15 protein-coding genes are annotated in these 18,263 nt (G+C 33.4%); 6 read left to right on the forward strand and 9 right to left on the reverse strand.

What is annotated here, in order from left to right; genetic code table 11:
• Positions 1-775 precede the first annotated feature (775 nt).
• Both purH and AAC024_RS00740 read right to left on the reverse strand, forming a co-directional pair.
• Positions 776-2,308, reverse strand: coding sequence for a bifunctional phosphoribosylaminoimidazolecarboxamide formyltransferase/IMP cyclohydrolase (gene purH, locus AAC024_RS00735; RefSeq protein WP_339893201.1), 1,533 nt, complete (start codon positions 2,306-2,308; stop codon positions 776-778).
• Positions 2,309-2,515: 207 nt separating this feature from the next.
• Positions 2,516-2,971, reverse strand: coding sequence for a GAF domain-containing protein (locus AAC024_RS00740; RefSeq protein WP_339893202.1), 456 nt, complete (start codon positions 2,969-2,971; stop codon positions 2,516-2,518).
• Positions 2,972-3,040: 69 nt separating this feature from the next.
• Between AAC024_RS00740 and xrtF the strand changes: the two genes are divergently transcribed.
• A complete protein-coding gene (gene xrtF, locus AAC024_RS00745; RefSeq protein ID WP_339893203.1) occupies positions 3,041-3,592 on the forward strand; it encodes an exosortase family protein XrtF in 552 nt (183 codons plus the stop codon).
• Entirely contained in the window at positions 3,585-4,013 is a 429-nt protein-coding gene (locus AAC024_RS00750; protein WP_339893204.1) for an exosortase F system-associated protein, read from the forward strand. Before xrtF ends, AAC024_RS00750 begins: the two co-directional genes overlap by 8 nt.
• Positions 4,014-4,888: 875 nt before the next feature.
• Here the strand turns inward: AAC024_RS00750 and groL are convergent.
• From groL to miaB, 7 genes are all read right to left on the reverse strand, one after another.
• On the reverse strand, positions 4,889-6,523 hold the full coding sequence (gene groL, locus AAC024_RS00755) for a chaperonin GroEL (RefSeq protein WP_339893205.1): 1,635 nt from the start codon (positions 6,521-6,523) through the stop codon (positions 4,889-4,891).
• A gap of 103 nt (positions 6,524-6,626) precedes the next feature.
• Positions 6,627-6,902 carry a co-chaperone GroES gene (locus AAC024_RS00760; RefSeq protein WP_339893206.1) on the reverse strand — a complete coding sequence of 92 codons (276 nt, stop codon included), beginning with the start codon at positions 6,900-6,902 and terminating at the stop codon, positions 6,627-6,629.
• A gap of 163 nt (positions 6,903-7,065) precedes the next feature.
• The gene (secG, locus tag AAC024_RS00765) at positions 7,066-7,428 is read right to left on the reverse strand and encodes a preprotein translocase subunit SecG (protein ID WP_339893207.1); all 363 of its coding nucleotides are present in this window, start codon (positions 7,426-7,428) and stop codon (positions 7,066-7,068) included.
• Entirely contained in the window at positions 7,428-8,372 is a 945-nt protein-coding gene (locus AAC024_RS00770; protein WP_339893209.1) for a hypothetical protein, read from the reverse strand. The genes secG and AAC024_RS00770 overlap by 1 nt, the downstream gene beginning before the upstream one ends.
• A 142-nt stretch (positions 8,373-8,514) precedes the next feature.
• Positions 8,515-9,021, reverse strand: a complete 507-nt coding sequence (locus AAC024_RS00775; RefSeq protein ID WP_339893211.1) for an LptE family protein — start codon at positions 9,019-9,021, stop codon at positions 8,515-8,517.
• 106 nt (positions 9,022-9,127) lie between these two features.
• Complete coding sequence (locus AAC024_RS00780; RefSeq protein WP_339893212.1) at positions 9,128-10,381, reverse strand: sigma-54 dependent transcriptional regulator; 1,254 nt, start codon at positions 10,379-10,381, stop codon at positions 9,128-9,130.
• Between the two features lie 91 nt (positions 10,382-10,472).
• The gene (gene miaB, locus AAC024_RS00785; protein ID WP_339893214.1) at positions 10,473-11,957 is read right to left on the reverse strand and encodes a tRNA (N6-isopentenyl adenosine(37)-C2)-methylthiotransferase MiaB; all 1,485 of its coding nucleotides are present in this window, start codon (positions 11,955-11,957) and stop codon (positions 10,473-10,475) included.
• A 589-nt stretch (positions 11,958-12,546) separates the two neighbouring features.
• Here miaB and AAC024_RS00790 point away from each other — a divergent pair.
• The 4 genes from AAC024_RS00790 (at position 12,547) to topA (ending at position 18,260) form a co-directional block, all read left to right on the forward strand.
• Positions 12,547-13,785 carry a hypothetical protein gene (locus tag AAC024_RS00790; protein ID WP_339893216.1) on the forward strand — a complete coding sequence of 413 codons (1,239 nt, stop codon included), beginning with the start codon at positions 12,547-12,549 and terminating at the stop codon, positions 13,783-13,785.
• Between the two features lie 270 nt (positions 13,786-14,055).
• Complete coding sequence (locus AAC024_RS00795; RefSeq protein WP_339893217.1) at positions 14,056-14,826, forward strand: hypothetical protein; 771 nt, start codon at positions 14,056-14,058, stop codon at positions 14,824-14,826.
• A 19-nt stretch (positions 14,827-14,845) separates the two neighbouring features.
• On the forward strand, positions 14,846-15,613 hold the full coding sequence (locus AAC024_RS00800; RefSeq protein ID WP_339893219.1) for a hypothetical protein: 768 nt from the start codon (positions 14,846-14,848) through the stop codon (positions 15,611-15,613).
• A 139-nt stretch (positions 15,614-15,752) separates the two neighbouring features.
• Positions 15,753-18,260, forward strand: a complete 2,508-nt coding sequence (gene topA / locus AAC024_RS00805) for a type I DNA topoisomerase (RefSeq protein WP_339893220.1) — start codon at positions 15,753-15,755, stop codon at positions 18,258-18,260.
• Positions 18,261-18,263: the final 3 nt, after the last annotated feature.

Genomic DNA, 18,263 nt, shown 5'->3' on the forward strand with positions numbered 1-18,263 from the left:
AACAAAATAATTGGGTTGTCACCTTGAGCGCAGTCGAAAGGTCATTAAAATCGACAAATTCTTTGGGTTTCGACTGCGCTCAACCTGACATTAAAACATAAGTAATAGATTTTCATTAGATTATGTTTGTTCTTACGTCGAGCTCAGGTTTTAAACTTTTTAAATCCATTAGGACCAATTTCACTCATAATGCTCAAAATAGTTGCATGGCTCATTCCTTCAATGGCAAATAAATCGACACCATTAAAATATTTAAAAGCTATTTGATTTAGCTTTTTTTTTAGTGTTTTTTCTCAGTTCTTCTTTGATGAGCCTGTCAATTTGTTTGTCGCAAGCAATTATTTTCTTTTGATAAAATTTATAAGTCTCAAATTCTTGTTTTAAACCAAATAAGAAATCTTCTCTATTATTACCATGTAAGGCTTTTGCAATCTTTTACATCTGTCTTTTTTTTCTTTTTTTCATCTTATAAAGTTTAAGAGATTAATAAAAATAACCCTAAGAAAATGTAACTTTTGAACTTAAACAATATTCTGAACGGGATCAATCAAAAAGTGTCACCACTGAAATTACCAACAAGCCTCTGAATTACGAATTCAGGGGCTTTTTACATTTTAACCAGAATGAAGCACGGGCTATAACGCACCATTTATGCAATCGGCCTTACAAAGAGTCGGTTCAAAGTTCGTGACTTTTCGTTAGCTGTAGAAATTAATCTCGGTTTTCCGTGATGTGGGGAATGAAGCACAATGTGCCTCACGGAGATGAAATCGTTTTAATGTTTAAAATGGCGTGTACCAGTCATGACCATAGCAACTCCATTTTCATTGCAATAATCAATACTTAATTGATCTTTTATAGAGCCACCAGGTTGAATTACCGCATTAATCCCTGCATTGTTAGCAATTTCTACACAATCTGGAAACGGAAAAAATGCATCACTTGCCATAACGGCGCCGTTTAAATCAAATTTAAAAGAACCTGCTTTATGTATAGCTTGTTCCAAAGCATCAACACGACTGGTTTGTCCCGTTCCGCTAGCACATAATTGCTTGTTTTTTGCTAGTACAATTGTATTCGATTTTGTGTGCTTACAAATTTTAGAAGCAAAAATTAAATCGTCAATTTGAGATGGAGAAGGCACTGTGTTTGTCACATGCTTTAAATCCTCTACTTTATCTGTAATATTATTTCTGTCTTGAACTAAAACACCGTTTAAACAACTTCTTACGCTTGTTTTTGGCATATCAACTTCATGAATAACTAGTAAAATTCTATTCTTTTTACCTTTAAGTATTTCTAACGCTTCTGCAGAAAAAGAAGGGGCGATAACTACTTCACAGAATAATTTATGAATCTCGTCTGCAGTAGCTTTATCAATTTTTTCATTACTTATTAAAACACCACCAAAAGCCGAAACAGGATCGCCAGCTAAAGCATCCACATAGGCTTTATGCAAAGTGTCACGTTGTGCTAAACCACAAGCGTTATTGTGTTTTAATATAGCAAATGTTGGTGCGTCATTTTTAAATTCTAGCATTAAGTTTACAGCAGCATCAACATCTAAAAGGTTATTGTAGCTTAATTCTTTACCGTGAAGTTTTGTGAATAATTCATCAAAATCCCCAAAGAAGAATCCTTTTTGGTGTGGGTTTTCGCCGTAGCGTAAAACTTTGCCATTAGTTTCGCTAATTTTTAAAACGGCTTCATCATGATTTTTGTTGAAATAGTTAAAAATAGCAGTGTCATAATGTGAAGACACATTAAATGCTTTGCCTGCAAAACGTTTTCTGTCTTCTTCTGAAATGGTGCCACTGTTTGCTGAAATTAATTCTAAAAACTCAGCATAGTCATCAACTGAAGATACACAAATTACATCAGCATAATTTTTAGCGGCAGCGCGAATTAATGAAATACCACCAATATCAATTTTTTCAATAATATCTTGATTACTAGCTCCAGAAGCTACTGTTTTTTCAAACGGATATAAATCAACAATAACCACATCAATTTGTGGGATTCCATATTCAGCTAATTCAGCTACATCGCCATCATGATTTTGTCTGTTTAAAATACCACCAAAAACTTTTGGGTGTAATGTTTTTACACGCCCACCTAGAATTGAAGGATAAGAGGTTACATCTTCAACAGGAACAACGTTAATACCTAAATCGTTAATAAATTTTTCAGTGCCTCCAGTAGAATAAATAGTGACACCTTGTTTGTTTAATTCTTTTACAATAGGCTCTAAACCGTTTTTACTAAATACAGAGATTAATGCAGATTTAATGGTTTTTTCGTTGCTCATTTTGTTGTGCTCTTTAAAGAAATGTAAATAGGTTTTGCTTAGGCGTTTAAATAATTGCAAAAATAGTTATTTCCTTTAAAAAATAAGCTTCGGAATTCTCAAAAAAGGATATGTTTTTTTAACTAAAGTAATGAGTTGTTAACAAAATGATGTTTCCAGACCTGTCAGGTTTTTAAAACCTGACAGGTCTTTATTTTACTCTAAAGTCTAAAGTATTTTAGAAATTTGAGCACAAACAAACTCTAAAAAACGTTCATCAGCTTCAGTGAACGGGTCAGGCATGTTCGAGTCAATATCAATCTGACCAATATTTTCGCCATTAACAAAAAGTGGAACTACAATTTCAGCTTTTACAGTAATACTACAAGCAATATAATTATCTTGGGCAGACACATCTGGCACTACAAAGTTTTCATTACTTACCGCCACTTGTCCGCAAATACCTTTTCCAAAAGGAATTACCGTATGGTCGGTAGGTTCGCCAACATACGGGCCTAAAAGCAATTCTTCTTTATCACCATTTTTAAAATAAAAACCAACCCAATTATAGTATTCAATATGTGTTTCAAGTAATTTACAAATACTTAATAGACGTTCGTTAGCAGTTTTATTGGTGTTAAAAACAATCGTTTCTACTTGTGGTTTCAATGTTTCAAAAGGCATAAATAAAAAAGTTTTGGTAAAAGTATCTAAAAAGGTGTAATTTCGATACCCAGTTTTATATATTTTTTATTGAAATCACTTTTTATAAAATACAAGTCGGTCATAAAATTCATCCTTACGTTTTTGTTGGTGTATGTAGTGTTATCTGTGGTTTACAAATTGTATTTACAATATTCTAATGGCTCAAAGTTTTACCCAGATTATATAACTAATTTGGTTTCTATGCAAAGTGAAACCTTACTGAATTCGTTAGGTTATCAAACACAAGTGTTGCCACATCCAGATGAACCATCCATGAAATTGATTCTAAATGGTGAATATCTAGGACGAGTCATTGAAGGCTGTAACTCTGTTAGTGTAATTATTTTATTTCTGTCGTTTATAGTTGCCTTTTCAGGAAAATTAAAAACTACTTTTTTCTATATCCTTTCAGGAAGTGTTTTGATTTACACTGTAAACCTGTTGCGAATTGTTGTTTTAACCGTGGGATTGTATCATTACCCAGAATATGCTGATATTTTGCATAACGTTATTTTCCCGGGTATTATATACGGAATGGTATTTTTACTGTGGATTTTTTGGGTAAATAGGTTTTCAAAATTGAACAAGAATAATGCATAAGGCTACAAAATACATATTGCTCTCCATATTAGTGTTAATGCTGATTTTGATTCGTTTTTATGAAGACGTTTTGTTTTATGACCCATATTTAGAGTTCTTTCAAAATGATTATTTATATATGGATAGCCCAAGACGTGAAGTGGCAAAATTACTTGGTTTTACAACGTTACGCTATGTTTTAAATACGCTTATTTCCTTAGCTATTTTATTTATGATTTTTAAAGATAAAAGCATTATTAAATTTTCGGTATTAATTTATGTCATTGCTTTTGTTGTTCTAATGGTTTTCTATTCATATTTTGTAGTTAACCCTAATCAAGAAGACTATTATATGTTTTTTAATATCCGCCGTTTTTTAATTCAGCCTATATTTTTAATTCTTCTATTACCAGCATTTTACTATCATAAGCTTAAAAATTGAATGTTTCATAATGTTTTTTCTAAGCATTGAAGTTGGAACAGTAACCGATTTTGATGGGCACAAACATTAAAAAACAAGGTGTTAAGGTGAAGTTGAAAAGCTTGGGTTTTTTGTTTATACTTTATTTTGTTTATGAAATCGTAAATTCGTTTAGCATCAATAATTAAATATTAAAACATTGTCATATTCGTTTAAGTCGCCAACTATTAGGTAGGAGTGTATAAGGAAACAGAAAATAAAAACAACTTTATATGAAAAGTATTTTAACCAACTACCGAATCTGACTTAAGGACTGGAAATCGAAAGAAATCATAATTCGAAATGACATAGCTATTCACCGACATTCAGGCGTATTAGTTTTATTGCCAAAAAAAACTGATACTATAGAGATTGATATAAGTCTCAAATATTTGGACATTTTAAGGAAAAATGACAATGGGGAGTGGGAGGTTTACATACATTCGAATATGCCTGACAAATAAAAAAAGCGAAGTTTAAAAGCTTTGGTTTTTTATGTTTACTCTTTATTTGCACGAAAAATTTTTAGTATATGACAAAAATTAATCTTGGGAAATAAACTACTTGCAATTTTCAGGATAACAAAGACCTCACAGGTTTTTAAAACCTGTGAGGTCTACGTAGTAAAAAGCAGTAATATGTTGTATATGTGCGGTTTATAGTGCTATTCTAAATTTTTGTCATGTACTTAAAAGTATAACTAAAAACAACTTTTCGCCCTAGACTTTCCGTGGTGGTTGCTTCAAAGTATAATAGCGCTTTTGACAAAATGAATTTTAATAAGTTTAAAAATCAAAATAAAAAAAACGCTTCCAATAATTTGAAAGCGTTTTTAATATACTTTGAGTATAAAGAGGCTACATCATTCCTGGCATACCACCACCCATTGGAGGATGACCGTGTCCAGCATCAGCTTCTTTAATATCGATTAAAGCACACTCTGTAGTTAGAATCATTCCTGCAACAGATGCTGCATTCTCTAAAGCAATACGAGTTACTTTCTTAGGATCAATTATACCAGCTTTCAGCATATCTACATATTGTTCAGATTTAGCATCATATCCAAAATCCTTTTTACCTTCTAAAACTTTATTGATAACTACTGAACCTTCTCCACCAGCATTCTCAACAATAGTACGCAACGGAGATTCAATAGCTTTGTTTACAATTTGTACACCTGTGGTTTCGTCTAAATTTTCTGTAGTAATTTTTGCTAAAACGGCTTTAGCTCTTACAAGTGCTACGCCACCACCAGCAACAATACCTTCTTCAACTGCAGCTCTTGTAGCATGTAAAGCATCATCAACACGGTCTTTTTTCTCTTTCATCTCTACTTCACTAGCAGCACCAACGTAAAGAACAGCAACACCTCCAGCTAATTTAGCTAAACGCTCTTGGAGTTTTTCTTTATCGTAATCTGAAGTTGTTGTTTCAATTTGCGCTTTTATCTGATTAACTCTAGCTTTAATGTCTTTAGCGTCTCCAGCACCGTTTACAATTGTTGTATTGTCTTTATCAACAGTTACCGTTTCAGCAGTACCTAACATGCTTAAATCTGCATTTTCTAAAGTAAAACCTCTTTCTTCAGAAATAACAGTTCCACCAGTCAAGATAGCAATATCTTCAAGCATGGCTTTACGTCTATCGCCAAATCCTGGTGCTTTAACGGCAGCAATTTTTAATCCGCCACGTAATTTATTAACTACTAAAGTAGCTAATGCTTGACCATCAACATCTTCAGCGATGATTAGTAATGGACGGCTAGATTGTGCTACTGGCTCTAATATTGGAAGAATTTCTTGTAAGTTAGAAATCTTTTTATCGAATAATAAAATGTAAGGATTTTCTAAATCAGCAATCATTTTATCTGCATCAGTTACAAAGTAAGGCGATAAATACCCTCTGTCGAACTGCATTCCTTCAACCACGTCAACATAAGTTTCCATGCCTTTAGCTTCTTCAACAGTAATAACACCTTCTTTTCCAACTTTACCAAAAGCGGTAGCAATTAAGTCGCCAATAGTATCATCATTATTTGCAGAAATTGCAGCAACTTGTTTTATCATTTCAGAAGAATTACCAACTTTTTGAGCTTGCTTTTCAAGGTCTTTCACAATGGCTTCGACTGCTTTATCAATACCACGTTTTAAATCCATTGGATTTGCACCAGAAGCTACATTTTTTAAACCTTCTTTAACGATTGCTTGAGCTAAAACGGTTGCAGTAGTTGTACCATCACCAGCTAAATCATTAGTTTTAGAAGCTACTTCTTTTACCATTTGCGCTCCCATATTCTCGTGTTCGTCAGCTAATTCAATTTCTTTGGCAACAGTCACACCATCTTTAGTTACTTGTGGTGCGCCAAAGCTTTTACTGATAATTACGTTACGTCCTTTAGGACCCAATGTTACTTTTACTGCGTTTGCTAATGCATCTACACCACGTTTTAAACCGTCGCGCGCATCAATATCAAATTTTATGTCTTTTGCCATAATATGTTTTGTTTTTCATTCCCTTGAAGAAGGGAATTTTTTATTTATATTTTAGTTTTACTTGATGAGATTTCCGCCTTCGCGGAAATAAAAAAAGTAATTATTAAATAATTGCCAGTATATCACTTTCACGCATAATTAAATAATCGTTGCCTTCAAGTTTTAACTCTGTTCCAGCGTATTTACCATATAAGACAGTGTTGCCAACTTTAACCGTGATAGGGTCATCTTTTGTGCCTGGACCAGCAGCTACAACAGTTCCTTTTTGTGGCTTTTCTTTAGCATTGTCTGGAATAATAATCCCTGATGCTGTTTTTGTTTCAGCTGCAGCAGGTTCTATAAGAACTCTATCTGCTAATGGTTTAATGTTTAATGCCATTGTTTGTATGTTTTGATTTTAAAATTTAAATTAACATTTAAGCATTGTGCTAAAAATGTGCCAATACTTATTAACTGACAAACTTACAGACCTGGCTACCGGACAGGCAGGAACAAAAAATGCCAACTTTTAAAGTTGGCATTTTTTGTTTGTTTTATGTCAATTATTCACCCGCTGTAGCATCAGGTGTAGCTGGTGTTGTTTCATTGTTGTCTGCAGGAGGAAGTACAGGTAAAGGCTGTGTAGTTTGAGCATCAGGATCTAATGCTTTAGATTCTGCGCTAGCAGGACCTCTATCAATCGCAATATTAGATGCTAAAATTAATGCTAATAATATTGTTGCAAGTGTCCATGTGCTTTTATCTAAAAAGTCTGTTGTCTTTTTTACACCACCTAATTGTTGTGTTCCACCACCACCAAAAGATGATGATAATCCACCACCTTTAGGGTTTTGTACCATAATTACTACTACTAATAAAAATGCTACAACTACTATAAGGATTAAAAATATTGTAAACGTACTCATTATTCTTTATTATTTTGTTCTTGTAATTGCTCTACAGCTTTAATTTGGTTTGCAAAGAAACTACTTTTTTCTGGATATTTCAAACTTAAAACTTTATAAGATTGAATAGCGCTTTTGTAGTTTTTCTGTTCTACGTAAATACGTGCTAAAGTCTCTGTCATTAAAGCTTCAGGTTGTATCATTTGTGCCTTAGCTAAATTTACTTTTGGCGTATGGGTTTTGCTAGGTTTGATTTTAGGATTCTCAGAAATAAATTTATCAATAAGTTTAAATTTTTTCTCTTTATCTATAGTTTCTGGCGATTTAATTTCAACTGGAGTTTCTTCTTTCTTGGTAATTCTTTCAATAGGGTTAAAACGCGTTAATTTCAACCATTGGTTAAAAGAATGTTTTTCTTTTTTATCAAATTGAAGAGGTTTGCCCAATTTCAATATATCCTCAGCTGTAATGTCTTGAGTTTTGTTTTTTTGTGTTACTTTCTCGATAGCTTCAGATTCATCTAATACAAAACTTGAAATCTTTTTAGGACGCGCTTTTTTAGGTTGAAACAAAGCTGGGTCCAAAACGCCATCTGTGTCTTTTATTTGTTGCTTTAAAGCATCATCAATGGTAACACTTTTCTTTACTGAAACATCTTCAATGTTAACATTGATGCCTTTTAAATTTTCAGTATTTTTTTTGATGAACTGTGAAATTTCATTTTGAATAAAAGCTTCAGAAGTAATAAAATCAAATAAAATACTTCTATCTGTTGTATAAGCGGCAGTAGTTTTAAGTTCTTGATTGTAGGTAATGCTACTTTGGTCTTTTAGCCCTTTTAAATATATGGCGCGTGCTGGCTGAAAATATGGAAATTCATCAATAATAGATTTTACGCCCTCTGTTTGCTCATGTGATATGGCTTGAGGGTTTTGTAATATGGATGTAAAATCTGTTTGATTCATTGGATAAGCCAAATTTAATGATTTTTCTCGCGCAAACCTACCAGCTGGCAGGGGTGCTAAGAAGCAAAGTTAAAAAAAGCACAAAATAATTTGATTTTAAACGAAAATAACTGTGACTGAGACAGAAAATCGTAACTTAAAACTACCATTTTGCTAACGTAGCATTAAAAATATCTTGTGTTAAGCGCTCAAAAATCTCTTCATGAGCTGCTGTTTTTTGCGACCCTACAAGTTGTTCGCTTCCTGGGTAGTCATAAAAAAAAGAAAAGGTTTGTTCTAAATCATCTTCCTCTTTTTTTCTGTTAAAAAAACGAAGCCGAACACTAATGGTCAATCTATTTTGTGCTGCTGTATTTTCAGATGTTGCTGTAGTTGGAGAAATCCTATAATCGGTTATTTCACCTTCATAAATTAAATCACCTTTTGAAGGCACCAAAGTCAAATTGGTTTGATTTTGAATTAAGTCCTCAAGGGCTATTTTGAAATCTCGTTCTAAACCGGGTTCTATTAATAAAGACGTATTTTCAAAACGATTTACTTGATAGGTTTCAGTGCCTGCGGGTACTGAAGCTCCTGTGAAAGAATAGGCTCCACAAGCAACAAGAGTTGTTGTTAAAAATAATATGAGAATGTATTTTGAATATTTCATTTGTTAAAGTAGATTCCTGTCTTTGCTGGAATGACAAAATTTTAATTTAAACGATTTATTTTTTGTTATGTTGTGTTTTACTGAGAACTGATGACTGAAAACTTTTTTAAAGATCGTATTGTTTAATCTTCCTGTATAATGTGCGTTCGCTAATCCCTAATTCTGAAGCTGCTAATTTACGTTTTCCGTTGTGACGTTCAAGTGATTTTTTAATTAATTCTAATTCTTTGTCATGCAGAGATAATGTTTCCTCTTCTTCAATTTCTTCTGCAAAGTAATACTTGTCTTGAACTGGTGTTGCTTCTTCTTCAATAGTTTTATGTTCAGGAATGGCTAAAATTTCATTGTCTTCTGTCGTTTCTTCATCATCACTTCCGTAAATTTTTTCAATCAGACTTTCATTATTTTTTTCAACATCTTTTGTATTGCCATTCTTCATTAATTCCAAGGTCAACTTTTTTAAGTCATTTAAGTCGCCTTTCATGTCAAAAAGGACTTTATATAGAATTTCACGTTCGCTACTAAAATCGCTTTCAGATTTTGATGTTTTAATCACGGCAGGTAAATTGGTTCTGGCCGTTGCAGGCAAATAACTTCTTAAAACTTCTGCCGTAATAATTCTGTTTCGCTCTAAAACAGAAAGTTGTTCAGCAATATTTCGTAACTGACGAATATTTCCACCCCAGCGATGTTTTAATAAAACTTGAATAGCGTTATCAGTTAGTTTTATGGTTGGCATTTTATATTTTAATGCAAAATCGCTAGCAAATTTTCTAAATAATAAATGAATGTCTTCTTGACGCTCACGAAGAGGCGGTAAATTGATGTCAACAGTACTTAATCTGTAAAATAAGTCTTCACGAAATTTTTCCTTTTCGATAGCTTCAAACATATTAACGTTTGTTGCTGCCACAATACGTACATTGGTTTTTTGTACTTTACTTGAGCCCACTTTTAGAAACTCACCATTTTCTAGAACTCGTAATAAACGCACTTGAGTGGTTAATGGTAACTCGCCAACTTCATCTAGAAAAATGGTTCCGCCATCGGCCACCTCAAAGTAACCGGCACGGGTTTGTGATGCGCCAGTAAAAGAGCCTTTTTCATGCCCAAAAAGTTCACTGTCAATAGTGCCTTCAGGTATGGCGCCACAGTTAACCGCAATATATTTATTGTGCTTTCTGTGAGATAGTTGATGGATGATTTTAGGAATGCTTTCTTTCCCAACACCACTTTCACCAGTTACTAAAACTGAAATATCGGTTGGTGAGACTTGAATAGCCTTTTCAATGGCACGATTTAGTGATTGGCTATTACCAATAATTCCAAAACGTTGTTTTATAGCTTGAACTGATTCCATGAGTTAGCCCCCTAGCCCCCAAAGGGGGAATTTAAATTGTTAAATATTGTACTTATATGTTTTTTTATAATCACTAGTTTTTCTTTTAAAATCAATTTTTACCAGTTCTAATTCCCGCATCAGTTCCCCTTTTGGGGGTTAGGGGGCTTTTTGCTTCTCCAATAAGCGTAGCACTTGTGCAATCCGTAACTTTTACATTAACAAAATCGCCTACTTTGTAATGTGCTTTAGGAAATACACAAACAATGTTTTGAGGTGTACGTCCGGACCATTGTTTATCTGATTTTTTTGATTCTTTTTCAATCAATACTTCTACGGTTGTGTTAAGCCATTCTTTGGTTTTAATTTCGCTGTGAATTCTCTGTAAGTCTACAATGTCTTGCAGTCTGCGTTTTTTAGTTGCTTCAGGAACATCATCTTCCATATTTCTACCAGCCATTGTTCCTGGACGCTCTGAATAAGTGAACATATAACCAAAATTGTATTTCACATATTCCATTAATGATATGGTATCTTGAAAATCTTCTTCAGTTTCCGTTGGAAAACCTACAATCATATCTTGACTAATAGCACAATTTGGGATTATTTTCCTGATGTTATTAATTAGTTCCATGTACTCCTCACGAGTGTGCAAACGATTCATGGCTTTTAGAATACGATCGCTACCACTTTGTACAGGTAAATGAATATGATTACAAATGTTTTGATATTTAGCCATGGTTTCAATAACATCCATAGTTAAATCTTGCGGGTTTGATGTTGAAAAACGAACACGCATTTTTGGTTGTGTTTTGGCGCAAAGTTCTAGTAATTTAGAGAAATTAACCGAAGTTGCTTTTTGCATAGCGCTGGCTTTTTCAAAACCTTTTTTAAGGCCGCCGCCATACCAAAGGTAACTATCAACATTTTGACCAAGTAAAGTAATATCCTTATAGCCTTTACTCCATAAATCATTTACTTCTTCTATAATACTTTGTGGGGCTCTACTGCGTTCACGACCACGAGTAAAAGGTACTACACAGAACGTACACATATTATCGCAACCACGTGTTATTGAAACAAAAGCAGTAACGCCGTTTGTGTTTAAGCGCACTGGTGATATATCACCATAAGTTTCATCTTTTGAAAGTATAACGTTTATAGCATCTCTACCTTCATCAACTTCAGCTAAAAGGTTTGGTAAATCTTTGTATGCATCTGGACCAACTACTAAATCGACAATTTTTTCTTCTTCAAGAAATTTGGTTTTTAAGCGTTCTGCCATACAACCTAAAACACCCACTTTCATTTTTGGGTTATGGTCGCGTTTTACAGCATTATATTTTTCAAGACGTTTGCGTACTGTTTGTTCTGCTTTATCTCGAATGGAGCAGGTGTTTACTAAAACTAAATCGGCTTCTTCAAGGTTTTGAGTGGTATTAAATCCTTGATTTACCATAATGGAAGCCACAATTTCGCTATCGCTAAAATTCATGGCACAACCATAACTTTCAATAAAAAGTTTACGTTTGTTATCTTCTTTTTGTTCTAGAACTAAAGTTTCTCCTTGTTTGTTTTCGTCTATTATCTTTTCCATAATTTACTATCCCGATAGCTATCGAGACTCTTAGGGTCAATAAGTGTGCAAAGATACGATTTATTTATATTTTATGACAAAGTGGCAGTTTAAATTTTGATGTGAATTTTGAGTAAAGTTTGGTGATGGTTTTTCGCGCAAAGATGCAAAGATGCAAAGTTGAAAATACAAGCTGGTTGCTAAAACTAAAGCTATTACACGGAAAAGCGTAGAGTTTTCACAGAGATGCACGGAGAGATATGGACTTTAATTATTTTTAGATTCTAAATACTTAGTCGTGCAAAGGCGCTAAGACGCAAAGGGATGGTGGTAAATGGTTTGAGAAAAACGAATTGTTTTTTCATGAATACACGAATTTTTGTTTATTACTGCGACTGAACACCGTTATGGAGTATTGCAGCTACGAACAGGTGCGCAAGGGATAGTAATGGAAAGCCCACAGCGAGGCACGAGCGAGGACTTGCAGTGGATAGCCCGACCCTCCCGATAGCTATCGGGAAGGGATGCGCCAAAAAATTAATACAAAGATTTATTACTTTTCTACGCAACCAATTTTTCATTTTTGCATCTTGAATAAAACACCCAATCTATGAAAATTAAATATCTTTTTTTGTCCCTAGTTTTTATCGGCGCGTTATCTTGTGATAAGAATGATGATGCCGATTATGAATTTGTGCAAGTAGCTACGCCGCAGTTAATGAGTAAAACGGCTTTTAGAAGTTCGGTTGAAGTTACTGTGCCTAGAAGTATTGAAGCCCCTGGTAAGATTTATGTGTACCAAGATTATATTTTTGTTGGTGATGTGGATTCTGGGATTCATGTTATTGATAATTCTGACCCAAAATTGCCAAAAGCTATTAAATTTATTGAGATTCCTGGTAATGAGGATATATCGGTTAAAGACAATTTTTTGTATGCTGATAGTGCTACTGATTTAGTGGTTTTTGATATTTCGGACATAAATAATGTGTCTATTATAGAGCGATTGGAAGATGTGTTTAATGTTTATGATTATGATATTCCTGTTGAAGCTGAAGCGGTGGATTATGGGAAGTTTAATTTTGATGAGGATATTATTGTTGGGTGGACATTAACCACAGAACGACGAAAAAAAATTGATAATGTAGTTGATATAGTTTTTGAAGGTGGAGTACTAAATTCTGGTGCCGAATCTACAACGGGTACTGGAGGTTCTTTAGCGAGATTTCAGATTGTAGATAACTATTTGTATGCTGTTGGAAATTATGAAATGGCTATTTTTAATATTCAAAATTTAGCCGAACCTACTCTCGCCAATACTCAATATGCAGGATGGAATATAGAAACTATGTTTCAAGCGGAAGGGTATTTATATCTTGGTAGTACAAATGGGATGTATATTTATAATTTGGTTAACCCATCATCTCCTGAGTTTGTTTCAGAGTTTATACATTGGGAAGGTTGCGACCCTGTTGTTGTTGATGGAGATTATGCTTATTTAACCTTAAGAGGAGGCAATCTTTGTGGGCAACTTGAAAGCGTATTAGAGGTTATTGATATTAGCGATAAAACAAATCCAACTTTGGCTGCTAGGTATGATTTGGAAAATCCTTATGGTTTAGGAATTAAAGACAACATGCTTTATGTGAGTGATGGTGCGGCAGGTTTAAAACTATTTGAACTCGAGACGCCTAAAGAGTTGAAATTAGTAAATTCATTTAAAGATATTCAAGCTAAAGATGTTATTCCTTTAGAAAAAAGTTTGATTGTGATAGGGGGGGACACCTTGTATCAATACGAATATATGGAAAACAACATTGGGCTGATAAGCGCCTATATACTAAACTAGACTAAACAAATGTTGTTTCTAAATCTGCCTTCGGGCAGATTTTTTTTATGTATAATTGTAACTAATTTAGAAAAATAATACCGAATGAAATTCAAAATGATTGATAATAAATTTGAATTATATTTTCTTTAGATAAAATAGAAAATATAAGCATAGCCTTAGTTACGGTTCTATTTTATGTTGAAGTATAAAGGAAATAAAAACGAATTTAATCAGTTATTTTGAAGTTTATTCGGTATAAATACTTATTTATAACTAACCAAGCCATAAATGAATACATTTAAAAGTTTAGAAGAAAAGATAAATAATGCTAAAGCTTTAGATTTTAGCGACATATTTGATAGCGTTATAGAATTGTTTAAAAAAGTATGGCTTAAAGGTTTTTTAGCCGTTTTACTCGTTGTAGTTTTTGCTATTGTGGTAAATATTTTATTTTCTTTAATTGGCTTAGCACCCAAAAATAATCTTGCTTCTAATGGTTTTGATTTTGATGGGTTTTTTAGTTTTTATTCAGAAACTATAATTTATAGTATTCCACAAACCATTTTGATCAGCACCATAACAATAGCTATTGTGGCCGCATTTTATAGAATTTGTAAGCAATATGTTTTAGGAGAAAATGTGGTGGATGATTATTTTTATTTTTTAAAAAAGGAATACTTTTCTAAATTATTAATGCTTGGTATTATTCATACTGGTATTGCTGTGCTAGCACAATTCTTGTTTGTAATACCTTATATTTATGCGTTTGTGCCATTGGCTTATTTTACTATTATTTTTGCTAATAACCCAGATTTAAGCGAAGGAGAAATTGTTAAAGCAAGTTTTAAACTAGGGAATAAGAAATGGCTTATTACTTTTGGAACCATGTTCGTTGCAGGTCTTTTGGGAATGTTGGGTATTATAGGTTGCGGTATAGGGATTTTGTTTACCATATCTATAATGTATTTACCAGTGTTTTTTATTTACAAGGAAATTATTGGTTTTGAAGACACCAACGAAATAGAACAAATAGGTGTTAGCGACGATTCAGATTATTAATGTTTAAATAGCTTTTAGAATGAATACATTGGAAACTTTACTTAGCAAAATTGAAATTGCTAAAAACTTAGATTTTGGCGATATTTTTAGTAAATCCATTGAGCTTTTTAAGAAAGTTTGGGTGCAGGGATTGGTGACTTTGCTTTTAACCGTAATCATGATTCTGCCAATTTATTTTATTGCCATTATGACTTTGATAGCCATGGGAGTTATAGACCCAGAAGCTATGCAGCAAAGTGGAGAGCCAGATTTAACATTTTTAATTCCTATGTATCTAGCGATGTTAGTTGTAGCTTTCTTTGCAATGATTATTGGATTTGGGTTAAAATCGGCATTTTATAGAATATGTAAGGCTAAAGATTTAAATGAAACTTCTAAAGATGATTATTTTTATTTTTTCAAAAAACCTTATTTAAGAAAAACAATAAAACTTGCAGCAATAACATTTGGTATTAGTTTGGTTGCTGTATTACTTTGTGTTTTTCCTATTATATATGTTATGGTTCCTATTGCCTTAATAAATGTTATTTATGCTTTTAATCCTGATATGTCTGCTTCAGATATTGTTAAAATAGGATTTAAATTGGGTAACAAAAAATGGCTTATTACTTTTGGGTTAATGTTTGTAGCTGGACTTGTAGCTCAAATAGTAGGAATGATTCTATGTTTCATTGGCGTATTTGTTACGGCATCATTTGCTGCAATTCCGCTTTACTTCATTTATAAAGAAACTTTAGGAATAAGTGAACTAAATGCCATTGATGAAATAGGAACAACAACAGAATAAAAAATCAATTTTCAATATCAAAAACCTGTTTTTAAAATGTAAAAAGCAGGTTTCTTTATATAAATAACACACAGATAATCCATAAAATGCTACAGATAAACTTTTTTTCATATACATTTGTAGCTTCAAAAAATGAAGTATGGCGAAGAATTTAGTGATAGTAGAATCACCTGCTAAGGCAAAAACCATTGAAAAATTTCTAGGGAAAGATTTTAAAGTAGAATCTAGTTTTGGGCATATTGCCGATTTACCTTCCAAAGAATTAGGAGTGGATGTTGATGGTGATTTTAAACCAAAATACGAGGTTTCAAAAGATAAAAAAGCAGTTGTAAAAAAACTCAAAGACTTAGCTAAAAAAGCAGAAATAGTTTGGCTAGCAAGTGATGAAGACCGAGAGGGTGAAGCTATCGCATGGCATCTAGCAGAAACTTTAAAACTGGATAAAGACAAGACCAAACGTATTGTTTTTCATGAAATAACTAAAGACGCTATTTTAAAAGCCATTGAAAATCCTAGAGGTATTGATTACGATTTGGTAGATGCGCAACAGGCACGTCGTGTTTTAGATAGAATTGTGGGTTATGAATTGTCACCAGTACTTTGGAGAAAAGTAAAAGGAGGCTTGTCTGCAGGTCGAGTACAATCGGTTTCTGTAAGACTCATTGTTGAAAAAGAAAGAGATATTCAAGGGTTTACACCTTTAGGTTCATATAGAATAGATGCAGAGTTTTCAAATGAAGACGGACAAACCTTTAGAGCAAAACTTCCAAAGAATTTTTCAACAAAAGCGGAAGCGCAAAAATTTTTAGAGAAAAATGCTTCAGCAGATTTTAAAGTAGCAGATTTACAAAAAAAACCTGCAAAAAAATCACCCGCTGCACCATTTACAACATCAACATTACAACAAGAAGCATCGCGTAAACTCTATTTTTCGGTAAGTAAAACCATGACCATGGCACAACGCCTTTATGAGGCTGGTTTAATTACTTATATGAGAACAGATAGTGTTAATTTATCAGATCAAGCTAGAAAAGGCGCAGAGGCAGAAATTAAGGATGCTTTTGGTGCAAAATATAGCAAACCAAGAAATTATAAAGGAAAGGCAAAAGGTGCTCAAGAGGCACATGAGGCTATCAGACCTACAAATTTTTCTACGCATTCTGTAAATATTGATAGAGATCAAGCGCGTTTATATGATTTAATTTGGAAACGAGCTATTGCATCACAAATGAGTGAAGCAGAATTAGAGCGCACCAATGTTAAGATTAGTGCTTCAACACATAAAGAAACCTTTACCGCAAACGGAGAGGTTATTACTTTTGATGGGTTTTTAAAAGTGTATTTAGAAGGTACTGATGATGAAGATGTAGAGCAAGACGGTATGTTGCCAGCAATGAAAACTAACGAAACATTGCTTAATAATTACATTACAGCAACAGAACGTTATACGCGTCCGCCAGCACGTTATACTGAAGCGTCTTTGGTTAAAAAGTTAGAAGAATTAGGTATTGGTCGTCCGTCAACGTATGCGCCAACAATTTCAACCATTCAAAATAGAAATTATGTTGAAAAAGGGACGGTTGAAGGCGAGGAACGAAATTATTCGCAACTCACTTTACAACTTGGTAGTGTAAAAGATAAAATGTTAAGTGAAAAAGTTGGTTCAGATAAAGGAAAATTAGTGCCAACAGATATAGGAATTATTGTAACCGACTTTTTGGTGAATCATTTTGAACAGATTTTAGATTATAATTTTACAGCTAAAGTAGAAGCGGATTTTGATGAGATTGCTGAAGGTAATGTCGATTGGACTGAAATGATGAAATCGTTTTACAAAGGTTTTCACCCTGTAGTTGAAGATGTAAAAGAAAATGCAGATAGAGAATCTGGTGAGCGTATTTTAGGTGAAGACCCTAAAACAGGTAAACGCGTAAGTGTGCGTTTAGGGAAGTTTGGCCCTATGGTACAAATAGGTACGGTTGATGACGAAGAAAAGCCACAGTTTGCTAGTTTAAGTCCAGACCAACAATTAGGCAGCATTACTTATGAAGAGGCTATGGATTTATTTCAGCTTCCTAAATCTTTAGGTAATTACGAAGGAGAAGACATATTAGTAAATAATGGTCGTTTTGGGCCTTACGTGAAATTTGGTGATGCTTTTGTATCACTTCCAAAAGGAACAGACCCATTAAGTGTGGAATTGGATGATGCTATTGTTTTAATTAAAGAAAAGCAAAAAGCTGATGCGCCTATATATGTGTTTCAGGATTTGCCCGTACAAAAGGGTAAAGGGCGTTTTGGACCATTTATTAAATGGAACAATATGTTTATTAATGTTAACAAAAAATACGATTGGGATAACTTATCCGATGCAGATATTGTTGAGTTGATTGAAACCAAAATTCAAAAGGAAATAGATAAGGTTATCCATAATTGGGAAGATGAAGGCATTCGTGTTGAAAAAGCACGATGGGGAAGGCATAACGTTTTAAAAGGTAAGGTGAAAGTTGAACTTGCTAAAACTGTTGATGTTTCTGAAATGACTTTAGACGAAGCAAAAGCAATTATTGAAGCCAATGCGCCTAAGAAGAAGGCTGCCAAAAAGAAACCCACTGCAAAAAAGAAAGCACCAGCAAAAAAGAAATAATAG

The organism is uncultured Algibacter sp. (assembly GCF_963976535.1).
Lineage (GTDB): Bacteria > Bacteroidota > Bacteroidia > Flavobacteriales > Flavobacteriaceae > Algibacter_B.